Raw genomic sequence first — 11,904 nt, 5'->3', positions numbered from 1 at the left:
ATTCAAAAAGCTCTTTCATTGGCAAATCCTATTATTCCTAAGATTTTTATTGAAAAAAAATAATTAACGTAATTAATTTATAAACAGGTGTTTGACTTTTTGGCTATAAATTTTATTGTAAAAAAGCCCGGAAAAATTTGGAATTAAAGACTGTTTTTCTATCTTTGCAGTCCCTTAAACAAAGGGATTTACTTAAAAAAGTAAGTGGCCGACTCGGTAGCTCAGCTGGTAGAGCAATACACTTTTAATGTATGGGTCCTGGGTTCGAATCCCAGCCGGGTCACTTGTTGGGACAAATCTAAAAAAGATAGATTTGTCCCATTTTTTTTACCATTTAATTTGTTGGTATCCTGATAGATAAGTTCGACTGCTGAATTCATTCTTAGAGTTCGATGTCGTGTTCCGTCAAAAACCAAAAAATCAGGGAATATCGAACTTATGATATGTCTTTTTTCTTCTATATTCCCCTTCTGATAGCGTATGTCAAGATTAGCAATCTTTTTTAGCCCAGACTTAAATAGGTCTTTGATTTCGGTGTTTACAGAAGATAAATTATTCAATCTTACTTCTAATTGTTCAATTTTTTCAGTGGTATATTTTTTCAGAAAAATATACTCATCAGCTTCAATACCACCATCAATCTTTTGGATAAGAGCTTTCCTTTTACGATTGTTTAATTCTGCAATTTGATTTAATATATTCGTTCTTTCTGCGTTTTGAGTTTTCGTTTGTGCATTAAAATCTTCAGTGAATGCTTCTATAAAAACATCAATCATTCCTTTTTTAGGTATTAAGGATTTAAGTTGTTTGAGAAAAACATCATTAGCAATTTCTGCTTTAAATCGGACACCACATGAGCTTGAACAGTGATAATAGTTGTAATAGACTCCCATCTTTCCTTTTGATGCACTTCCGGTGAGCATTTTACCACATTTATTACATTTCAAGAATCCTCGTAGAGGTAGGTTGTCAATTGAAACTACCTTTGGCTTGATTTTTCTCTTCCTTCCATCAAGTATTTGCTGAACTTCATTGAACATACTTTCGGTTATGAGTGGTTCATGCTGTCCCAAAACAAAATGTGCTTTTTCATCTTTATGAGCCGGGATAAATATTTTTCCGCAATACAGCGGGTTTCTTAAAGCGACCCAAAAATTATTTTTACTGAATCTGTATTTGCCATCTGTTCTAAAGCGCAGCATTTTCCATATTTGTTCAGTATTGTAATTGTTCAGAATAATCTGTTCAAAGGCCCATTTTAATAAAGGTCCTTCGACTTCATGTATACCGATATATTTCTTATTATCTTCTGTTATTTTATTGCTATAGCCTAAAGGTGCTGTCCCCATATATCGGCCTTCTTTTTTAGCACGTCTCATTCCGTAAAAAGTGTTCAGTGATCTACGATCATTTTCTACTTCAGGAGTGGCAAGATAAAAAGCGAGCATTATCTTGTTTTCTGGAATGTCAAAATCAAGGGGTTGTTCAATGGCTTCGGGCTCTACGCTAAAGGAGCGTAGCAGATTGATCATTTGGTATGCATCACCAGCATTACGGCTAAACCTATCCCATTTTGTGAATAGTAATAGTGAAGCAGTTGTATTCTTTTTTATTTTCCGTAGTGCTACTAAGTACTTTTGCCACTCAGGTCTATTAAAGGTTTTAGCTGAATAATCTTCAATGTAAACATTCCTTATTGTGATACCTTTGATTACACAGTACTTTCTCAAACGATCTTCCTGATTTCGTTGAGAGTATCCTTTATCTGCTTGTTCATCTGTAGATACACGTATATATAAGTCAGCTTGTCTCATAACATCAGCATTATTGTTTGGGATTCATAAAATCCAAATCACGTCCACTAAGATGCTGATTTACTGCAATATTAGCAATTGCCTTAATAAAGCTGAGTATTGCCTTAGCCTCTTCGATATTTACAATTGTTCCTTTTTCTTTCAGGACTTTAACTACTTTTTCAGGAGTTAGTTCTGTTACCTCTTCTCTTTTCATCTTACCTCCATTTACCCTTAAATTATAGAATAAAGGTTTTAAAATTACAAGATGATTTTGTTTGTCCGTAGGAGGTCTTATTTGGCAATTGTATATAATCGAATTTTAAATTCATGTTAAGAAGGAACAAAGGATAAAAACTCCTTCTATAAATGAATATGAATTTTTGTTAGCCCCAACGGATGATTTCTCGAATTTTTTTAAAGAAGATTTATTGAAAATAGAAAGTATATATGAATTATCTTTAGTCATGACCTATTGATATGTACACATTGTTTTTTACGGATTCTTTGTAATTGCTTGATATATAGTTCAACAGGATGGAGCAGGATGCTCAATATTGGTTTTGTGGATAGATTAGTTAATACAAAATTAATATTTATGAAAAATAAATCTTTACTGTTTAAATCATCTCTTAAATCTTTATTGTTTTGTGGATTAGCATTATCCACTGTTGATTTGAGTGCTCAGACATTAGCATTTCCTGAAGCAACCGGTTTTGGAAGATATACTACAGGAGCAAGAGGGGTAGCAAATCCTCAGATCTATCTGGTTACCAATTTAAATGACAGCGGCCCGGGTTCATTCCGTGACGCGGTAAGTCAGCCGGGTCGGTTTGTTATATTTAAAGTGGGAGGTATTGTTAACTTACAATCAATTGTTGCTGTGGCGGCTAATACTACAATTGCCGGACAAACCGCTCCCGGAGAAGGAATTGTATTTTTGGGACCCAGAGTATCATTTACAGGAGCCAATAATACGATTGCGAGATATCTTCGTATCCGTTATGGCGGGACATCTCAAAATCAGGATGCATCAGGAATAGCCAACGGGGCCAATATCATTTTAGATCATATGACTTTTACATGGGGTACAGATGAAGTATTCTCGGTTAACTGGGATAACAACGGCACAAGTCCCGATAATATAACGATTCAGAATTCTATTATAGGACAAGGAATGCACCGTCATAATCATTCTGCGGGAGGATTAATGCAGCCTCCACCAGGGGGGAAGATCAGCTTAATCGGGAATTTATATATCTGTAATAAAACCCGTAATAATAAAATAAAAGGAATCAACGAGTTTGTAAATAATGTAGTTTACAACTGGGGTAATTATGGAAATACCTATGGCCACACCCAATCCGGGGAGGCATACATCATGGGAGGAGATTCGGCAGGAAGCTCTTTTGCCAATATTATTAACAATTATTTTATCGGAGGTCCCAATACGAGCAATACGGTTACCACACCTTTTAGCGTAGGAAATGCCAATTTCAATTTATATGGTTCCGGTAATTATTTTGACAATAATAAAAATGGTGTATTAGATGGAGCTGCAGTTCCTCAAAGCTTAGTGGGTTACCCTGTCGGAGATCCGGCCGCCATAATGGCTACTCCGTATGATTATCCGATGAAAACCCCTGCATTAACTGCTCAGGAGGCATACAGTAATATTGTTACAAGTGTGGGAGCATCATATCCAAGACGTGATCAGGTAGATGGTCTAATGATTTCAGATTTAATGTCGAAAGGTACAACAGCTACTTATGTGTATGTACAAACTGATTTAACAGCCCAATTTGGTTTTACTAATGGTGGTGCAGGGCACGTTTACGGTGCGCCGGCTCCTCTGGATACGGACAATGACGGGATGCCTGATGCATGGGAAACGGCCAATGGACTAAATCCAAATGTCTTCGATGCTTTGGCAGTAAGCACAACACATGCTCCGTATTTGAATATTGAGGTTTATATCAATAGTTTACCCAATACAGTTCCTCCGGATTTCATTATTCCGCCTACAAATGTGAATTTTACCAATACAATCACAACTACAGGAACTTCACCTTCAAGCTCTTTAACTGTTAATTGGAACGATAATGCGACAAATGAAACTCATTATATTGTAGAACGTTCTTCCGATGGTACGAATTTTACTGTCATTGCAACCTTGGGGGCGAATGCAACAAGTTATAATGAAATCGGTTTAACGCCTGATACTCAATATTATTACAGAGTTAAAGCAACAAATGCAACAGAATCTTCAGTTTACACATCAGATACATCAGTAACCACACCACCAATCCCGTCAGCTCCGGCAAAAGCAAATAACCCGATTCCTTCAACTGGCAATAATAATGTTGAGTTGAACGGTGGAAACCTGCTTTTAAAATGGAATGGAAGTCCAAATACAACAATGTATACAGTTTATTTTGGAACAGATCCTTCAAATTTAAGCAGTATTGCAACTGTACCTTATTCTACTGCACCCGCATACCAGTTTAATAATTTAAATCCGGCAATAAATTACCATTGGAGAATTGATGCGTCCAATACTCTTGGCACTGCTGTGGGAGATGTATGGAATTTCCGTGCACTGACTCCGGGTATTGTCGGCAACTGGCCATTTGCGGAAGCTCCTTCCGCTGGTGAGCAAATTGCAGACATAACGTCTTTTGCTAATCATGGAGTATTAGATACAGCTTATGACAATGCCAATGTAAGAATACCGGGAAAAGAAAACAACGCCCTTGATCTGGCAACGTCGTCCGGTAATATGTACATCGCCAGTATTCCTCATCAGAATCATATTTTATTTGATAATCATTCGTTTACTGTTTCATTTTGGATGAAGACACCAATCAGTATGATACCATCGTCTTCATCTGCAAGTCTTTATATATTATGTAAAGGTTCTTTCACTAAAAATACGGCAACAGGAGCCACAGGGAAACGTTTTAATATAGAAATTAAAGGAGGCCAGCTGCGATATGCTATTGATGATGACATTACGAAAAAAGAAATCACATCACCTATTGCCAATTATTTTACTGGTAACTGGGTACATGTTGTGATTCAGAGGGATATTGCCGCACATAAAATGAGAATTTTCACCAATGGCGCTTTAATCACTGAAGGAGATGAAACTTCAGTTACGGGTATTGGTGAAGCAAGTGATCTGATCATCGGGAATATAGGTGAGCTTGAGTTTTTGTCAACCGCCAATGCTCCGGCTCCCTATAAAGGAGCATTCGACGAACTTAAGTTGTACAATTATGCTTTATCTCCAACAGAAATATATACTTTATACAATCAGGACGTGTTGGGTAATGATGAATTCAGCATCAGCAAAAATGTTGGAACAGTATATCCGAATCCTGCAAAAGACCAGATTTTCATTACGCTTCCAGAATATAAAAAATCCAGTTTAACAGCAACAATTATTGATCTGACAGGAAAAATCGTTGTCAAAGAAAAGATTAATGCTGATGGAAACGGAGTCTTTACATTAAATATTGCAGACAAAAAAGCCTCAGGAAACTATATTCTTAATGTTTCAGGAGAAGATTTGAATAGTAATTTTAAAATTATTATTAAATAAAAGGAATTACCAAAGTTTAATTTCATTCCTATTCAAAAAGTGTCCTTTCAAATTATTTTGAAAGGATTTTCTTTAATTATAAATGGTATTTCAAATATTTTTCTAAATCAACCTGTTAGATTTAAAATTTGATTATTTTTTTGATGTTCATAAGAAACTTATCATTATTTTTGATTTTTACAACTCAATTGAATAATTATGTTCAGATCAAAATTTTTAATTTTCGGATTTACTTGTGCAATCGTTTGCGCTAGTTCTTTTCTGAAAGCACAAAATTCTATTCAGGTAAAAAATACATTGAATTTTTCAAGAAATGAAGTCGTTTCAATACCTGTTTCTCAATTAGCTCCTTTTCTAAGTAGAAACAGTGAATCTGACCTCAGGATAAAAGATAGTGGTAAAAACATTCTGCCCATCCAATGGATCGACTATGATGGAGACGGAAAAAATGACGAATTGCTTTTTCAGGTGAATATTGAAGCTAAAAAAGCAAATACTTATACCATTATTGCAGATGCTACAATTCCAATTCCTGAAAGCAAAACTTCAACATATTCAAGATTAGTTCCTGAAAGAGCAGACGATTATGCGTGGGAAAATAATAAAATAGCATTCCGTGTTTATGGCCCGAAAGGTCAGAAAGAAGCACTGGAAGGGATAAAAGGAAGCACGCTATCCAGTGGAGTTGATATCTGGCTGAAAAGAACAGATAAGCCAGTGATCAACAAATGGTATAAAGGCTATCAGACAGATCCGTTGTACTATCACAAAGATACGAGAGGCGAGGGGTATGATCCTTACCAGGTTGGAGACAGCCGCGGAACAGGTGGAATCGGGATTTGGGTTAATGAAAAGCTTCAGGTGTCACAAAATTTTGTAAGTTCTAAAACCATTGCGGAAGGTCCTTTAAGAACGGTTTTTGAATTAACCTACAATCCGTGGAGTGAATTCGGAGTAAAAGAAACAAAACGAATTTCTCTTGATCTGGACTCCAATTTTTCAAAGTTTGAATCCAATTTCCAGGCTGAAAAGCAGGTTCCGAATTATACAATCGGAATTACTTTACATAAAAACGAAGGTGAAACAAAACTGAACGACAAAAGCGGATATTATTTGCACTGGGAAAAAATTGATGATGCTTTTGTAGGTGAAGGAGTTGTAGTGGATCCTGAAATTGTTGAAAAATCTGTTGCCCTTAAATCCGAAACTCCGGACCAGAGCAACCTGTTAGTTGTGACAAAACCTCAAAATAAGCTGATTTATTATGCCGGATTTGCATGGCAGAAAAGCGGGCAGATTCAGACACAAAAAGATTGGGAAGCTCTATTGCAAAAACAATCTCAGATAATTGCAAACCCATTAATGATTAAAGTCGAATAATAATGAAATTAAAACTTTCAGCAGCTGTCTTTTCCTTAACAACAGCCGTTCTTTCTGCTCAGATTAAAGATACTTTAGCCGAAAAAATGCTTGTATATCAGCTTCCCATTGGCGGGTGGGGCAAGCAGCTGGACGATAAATCTGTAGTGAATTATAATTTGCCGCTCGATAAGGATCTTTTGAAAAAGATAAAGGCAACGGGTGACGATCATGCAACCATTGATAATAACGCGACGTCAAGGGAAATTAACGCCTTAATAAAAGCATATTCCACCACAAAAAATCCTGAATATCTGAAATCTGCAGAGAAAGGAATTGGTTATCTTCTTTTAATGCAGTATAAAAATGGAGGTTTCCCACAATATTATCCTAATTCCGGATTGTACAGAAAGCAGGTGACCTACAATGACAATGCGATGATTAACGCTTTGAAGGTTTTGTATAATGTGGCGGAAGGGAAAAATGATTTTGATGCTGTTGATTCTAAATTAAAGGAAAAATCAAAAATAGCCGTACAAAAAGGAATTGAATGCATCTTGAAAACTCAGGTTTTACAAAAAGAAACCCCAACAATCTGGGGCGATCAGTACAACGAAATCACGCTTCGGCCAGATAAAGCAAGAACTTTTGAACCGATTTCTCTGGCAACAGGAGAATCTGTAGGAATTATAAGATTTTTAATGCTGCAACCCGTAACTCCGGAAGTTGAAAAATCGATAAAATCTGCTGTAAAATGGTTTAAGCAAAATAAAATTAAAGGCTACAGCTACAATGTTTCAATAGTAAACGGAAAAGCTGTCCGGACTTTGGCAGAGGATAAAAATTCTGTAATCTGGGCAAGATTTTATGATATTAATAATAACAAACCTCTTTTCGGTGACCGTGACGGAAGCGTAAAATACAACTATAACGAGGTTTCTGAAGAAAGAAGAAACGGCTACAGCTGGTTTGGAGATTTTGCCGATAAGCTGATCAATAAAGAATATCCAAAATGGCTTGAGAAAAATAAAATTTCTGAATAACAATTTTAGATTATAAAAAAGACTGAGAATTTCTCAGTCTTTCTTGTTCTAATTTATTGACTAAAAATTATAATGAATTACAGATATTTCCTGTTAATGTTGCTCCTGCATTGGCTGTTACGTCAGACTTTACAGAAGATAAGGACAGCATCGGGATTGTATAAGGAGGAGTAAATGCAGTACCGCTTCCTGCTGTGTTTCCGGTAACATTGGTAAATGTATTGTTGGAAGTAACCGTAACTGCTGTGTAACCACTCATCAGGTTAATAGGTTCTTTTACATTCTCAAAAACGTTTCCATCGACACGGATATTCGCCTGAACTCCTGCTGCAATACATTTGTTGCTTACAGAACTGTTGAAATAGCTGTTAACAATATGTATTTTACCAAATCTCACTCTCGGCATACGCTCTCTGCATCCCGGAGCCCACCAGCAGCGAACGAATGTTACATTCAGTTTTCCTGCATCTGCTGTTGCCCCGTCACCTGATCCGATAAGGTTGGAGAATCTGTGGTCGTCTGTTCCGCCTGAACCGCCAGGTTTCGGAGCTTTCAGATAATGAAATTTCGTATAAGAAACTGTAACGAAGTCGGATTTGTTTTTAATGTCAAAATTCCCGTCTACACCGTCTCTGAATTCACAATGATCGATCCATACATTTCTGCAGTCATCTAAAATGGCATTGTCCCAGCCATCTGTATCATAAGCTCCCGGACCTTCGAAAATCAGGTTTCTGATCACGATATTGTTGCATCGTTTAATATTGATAATTCCTGATCCGCTTGCAGTCTGATCCGTAGAAACCAATTTAGCACCGCTTGTCCCATAAAGTGTTTTTCCTGTTTGATCCTGTAGCGATAAACGAGTTGTAATAGTGATGGTTCCTGTCACTTTAATGACTTTTACTGCTGTGTTTTCGATCGCAGCTTTTAATTGTGCATAGGTGGCCACGGTAGTTTCAGCGGCTGTTCCTCCACCGGTTGTTCCCCCGTTTTGAGAAGCCCATCCCGGGGCTACACAATTTGCTAAAGGAACTACGGCATTGGCAACGAGTTTGTTTCCGAGACTAAGTTCGTTTGGGTTTTCCGCTAAATCTGTTTTAATGTCTTCCTGCCCGCAACCAGTCAGGGCAAAGGTAGAGCTTAGAGCTACCATAAGAAAGGCAGCTTTAAATGTTGTTTTCATAGTAATGATTTATGTTATTTGATTCGGTTGTAAAATTATATATTTTATATTTAAATGTTTTATATTTTAATATATTAATATTTATATAATTATAATATTATTAAATTTACTTATTCAATCGGTTGCATTTTGTTATTAATTAAAAATTATTTAATCAATTGGTGTTTGTAAATAAAACTCCCGCAGATTTCAGAATTAAACAGGTTATTTACTGTGAATTCTAAAATCTGCGGGAGATTTTCTGCTTACTATTTATTACCTATTATTTTGATTCAAAAATATACGTTTGTCCTTTTTCAGTATCAAAATCAAAAATTTGTGTTTCAGGAATTGAGTAACCTTTTAATTCCGCTTTATCTGAAACTAATGGCATTTTAATAGCATTCACCTGGTAATACAGATTCGGATTTTCTCCTTTTGCTGAGGTTAAACCGGTCTTTGATTTAAACTGAATATCTTTCGCAACTCTGATTCTCGCATTTCCTCCCAGAAAAGATTTTATAACCAGTTTCTTTAGTTTAGAATTCTTCCATTCCATATCGATTTCAAAACCGCCTCTTGCTTTTAACCCTTTCACAGAACCATTAGGTAAAGCATCAGGTAGGGCGGGCAAAATATAAATATATCCATCATAACTTTGCAGTAATAGTTCTGCAATTCCTGAAGTACATCCAAAATTTCCATCAATTTGGAACGGAGGATGCGCATCCAGAAGATTCGGATAAGTTCCTCCCGACTGACCTTTTGTTTCCATAGGTGCGGGAATCAGCTGATCAGAGATTAATTTAAAAGCTCTGTTTCCGTCCAGTAATCTTGCCCACCAGTTTACTTTCCAGCCCATCGACCAGCCTGTGGATTTGTCACCGCGATACGTCAGCGAATTTTTTGCAGCTTCTGTTAAATCAGGATTTCTGAAAGGAGAGATTTGTCCCGACGGAAAAAGTCCGTACAAATGCGAAATATGTCTGTGTTTATCATTGGTTCTGTCCATATCTGTAAGCCACTCCTGCAGTTGGGTGTGTTGCCCGATCTGCATGGGCGGAAGCTTATTTAAAGCTGATTTTACTTCATCCGAAAGGCCTTTATCTTCATTTAGAATTTTTGAAGCATGAATAAAATTATTAAAAACATCAAAAACCAATTGGTTATCCATTGTTGTTCCTGCCGTAATTCCCACACTTTTCATATAGGTATTTTCAGGGGACATAGAAGGGGAAACTACCAGATATTTTTTCGAAGGATCCTGTTGCAGGACATCGAGATAAAATAAGGCACAACCTTTCAGAGCAGCATAATGTTTTTTCAAAAACTGCTGATCTCCGGTGTATAGATAATGATTCCAGATGTGCTGAGTCAGCCATGCTCCGCCCATCGGCCACATTCCGTAAAACCCGCCGTCTACAATTCCGGTGATTCGCCACAAATCTGTATTGTGATGCATATTCCAGCCTCTGGCATGGTACATTTCCTTCGCAGATTCCTGTCCTGTCACCGATAAATCCTGAATCATATCGAATAAAGGTTCGTGCATTTCACTGAGGTTTGTATTTTCAGCAGGCCAGTAATTCATTTCTGTATTGATGTTCACGGTGTATTTGCTGTCCCAGGCAGGATGCAGCTGATCATTCCAGATTCCCTGAAGATTGGCTGGCTGGGTTCCCTGTTGTGAAGAAGATAGTAAAAGATAGCGTCCGAACTGGAAATATAACGCGACCAGATCAGGATCTTTTGAGCTTCCAAATTCTTTAATTCGAATGTCAGTGTTTTTTTTCGTCTGTTCGGTAGTTCCTAAATCTAATTTTACACGCTTGAAAAATTTCTGATACTTTTCAATGTGTGCTTTTAGTTCAGCATCATATTTCTGATGCAAAGCAGATTGTATATATTCTGAAACTCTTACATCCGGATTTCCGGAAATATCATTATACTTTTTAAAATTCGTAGCAATGGAAATATAAATGATCACTTCATCTGCTCCGGAAATTTCAAGCTGATCTTTTGTTGAGGTCAATTTTCCACCTTTTAAAACCGGAAAAGCCACTGTTTTAAAATTAATTTTTCCAATTTTATTATCGGAAGAACCGCTTGTTCCGTTAATCACCAATTGGTTTTTCTCTGTAAAAATTGATTTTTTCAAGTGTGGAGTGGAAGCATGAATAGAAAAATTCAGACTTCCTTTTTTGCCGGAAGATAATTTAATCATAATCACATTATGCGCAAAAGATGAGAAAATCTCACGTCTGAAAGTCACTCCATTTACTTCATAGGAAACACTACTGACTGCCTTTTCAATATCTAACGTCCGGGTATAATTTTTAAAATTTTCATGACCTTTAAAATCCAGAAACAGATCGCCCATCGTCTGATAAGGCATTCCGTAATTCAAATCTTTTGGAGCGGCTCTTGGATAGGTTGTATTGGATAGTTTTTGAGCTTTTTCAAACTGACCTTCATTCAACAGTTTTCTGATTTTCTGGATACTGTCGAATGTGTTTTTCGAAACATTATTCCCCGGTTCTCCCGCCCAGATTGTTTCTTCATTAAGTTGAAGATGCTCCTGCGAAGCCCCGCCAAAAATCATAGCACCTAATTTTCCGTTTCCAATTGGTAAAGCCTCGTTCCAGTTTTCTCCAGGCCTGTTATAAATCAGTTTTAAATTTTGCTGTGCCTGAACTGAAACTGAAATTACCGTTCCAAAAGCCAGTAAAAAGATTTTATGTTGAATGATTTTGAACATTTTTATATTTTGTTAAAGTGATTTGATTTGTTGGGAAAAATGCAAGGGGTAAAGGTTTTCAATTATAATAATGCTTTAAGGCACAAGAAAATCAAAGATTTTCAGTAAGTTTTTTATAATAATCAATTTTATCAAAGATAAAATCCTTGCGCCTTAAAACGTAATAACCTAAATAATTTTTT

The 11,904-nt window shown here is 36.5% G+C and carries 6 protein-coding genes, 1 tRNA gene and 1 pseudogene; 4 read left to right on the top strand and 4 right to left on the bottom strand.

The window, feature by feature from the left end:
• Positions 1–210: 210 nt before the first annotated feature.
• A tRNA-Lys gene (locus OL225_RS10885) sits at positions 211–283 on the top strand.
• A gap of 733 nt (positions 284–1,016) precedes the next feature.
• On the opposite strand, the pseudogene OL225_RS10880 reads toward OL225_RS10885, so the two are convergent.
• A pseudogene (locus OL225_RS10880) lies at positions 1,017–1,814 on the bottom strand (recombinase family protein); the annotation flags it as partial.
• A 10-nt stretch (positions 1,815–1,824) separates the two neighbouring features.
• On the bottom strand, positions 1,825–2,010 hold the full coding sequence (locus tag OL225_RS10875; protein ID WP_264518263.1) for a hypothetical protein: 186 nt from the start codon (positions 2,008–2,010) through the stop codon (positions 1,825–1,827).
• Between the two features lie 381 nt (positions 2,011–2,391).
• On the opposite strand from OL225_RS10875, the gene OL225_RS10870 reads away from it, so the two are divergent.
• The 3 genes from OL225_RS10870 (at position 2,392) to pelA (ending at position 7,799) form a co-directional block, all read left to right on the top strand.
• Entirely contained in the window at positions 2,392–5,397 is a 3,006-nt protein-coding gene (locus tag OL225_RS10870) for a LamG-like jellyroll fold domain-containing protein (RefSeq protein WP_264518262.1), read from the top strand.
• Between the two features lie 198 nt (positions 5,398–5,595).
• The gene (locus OL225_RS10865) at positions 5,596–6,777 is read left to right on the top strand and encodes a DUF4861 domain-containing protein (protein WP_264518261.1); all 1,182 of its coding nucleotides are present in this window, start codon (positions 5,596–5,598) and stop codon (positions 6,775–6,777) included.
• A 2-nt stretch (positions 6,778–6,779) separates the two neighbouring features.
• Positions 6,780–7,799, top strand: coding sequence for a pectate lyase (gene pelA / locus OL225_RS10860; protein ID WP_264518260.1), 1,020 nt, complete (start codon positions 6,780–6,782; stop codon positions 7,797–7,799).
• A 67-nt stretch (positions 7,800–7,866) separates the two neighbouring features.
• Here the strand turns inward: pelA and OL225_RS10855 are convergent, their stop codons facing one another.
• Both OL225_RS10855 and OL225_RS10850 read right to left on the bottom strand, forming a co-directional pair.
• A complete protein-coding gene (locus tag OL225_RS10855; RefSeq protein WP_264518259.1) occupies positions 7,867–8,985 on the bottom strand; it encodes a polysaccharide lyase family 1 protein in 1,119 nt (372 codons plus the stop codon).
• A 262-nt stretch (positions 8,986–9,247) separates the two neighbouring features.
• Positions 9,248–11,722 carry a glycoside hydrolase family 95 protein gene (locus OL225_RS10850; RefSeq protein ID WP_264518258.1) on the bottom strand — a complete coding sequence of 825 codons (2,475 nt, stop codon included), beginning with the start codon at positions 11,720–11,722 and terminating at the stop codon, positions 9,248–9,250.
• Positions 11,723–11,904: the final 182 nt, after the last annotated feature.

Source organism: Chryseobacterium viscerum (assembly GCF_025949665.1).
Lineage (GTDB): Bacteria > Bacteroidota > Bacteroidia > Flavobacteriales > Weeksellaceae > Chryseobacterium > Chryseobacterium viscerum_A.
The sequence above is the reverse complement of the archived record's forward strand: the minus strand, read 5'-3'. Positions and strand labels throughout refer to the sequence as shown.

Excerpts from the sequence above, each read along its gene's own strand:
- OL225_RS10875 (WP_264518263.1), bottom strand. The coding sequence starts at position 2,010 with ATGAAAAGAGAAGAGGTAACAGAACTAACTCCTGAAAAAGTAGTTAAA.
- OL225_RS10870 (WP_264518262.1), top strand. The coding sequence starts at position 2,392 with ATGAAAAATAAATCTTTACTGTTTAAATCATCTCTTAAATCTTTATTG.
- OL225_RS10865 (WP_264518261.1), top strand. The coding sequence starts at position 5,596 with ATGTTCAGATCAAAATTTTTAATTTTCGGATTTACTTGTGCAATCGTT.
- pelA (WP_264518260.1), top strand. The coding sequence starts at position 6,780 with ATGAAATTAAAACTTTCAGCAGCTGTCTTTTCCTTAACAACAGCCGTT.
- OL225_RS10855 (WP_264518259.1), bottom strand. The coding sequence starts at position 8,985 with ATGAAAACAACATTTAAAGCTGCCTTTCTTATGGTAGCTCTAAGCTCT.
- OL225_RS10850 (WP_264518258.1), bottom strand. The coding sequence starts at position 11,722 with ATGTTCAAAATCATTCAACATAAAATCTTTTTACTGGCTTTTGGAACG.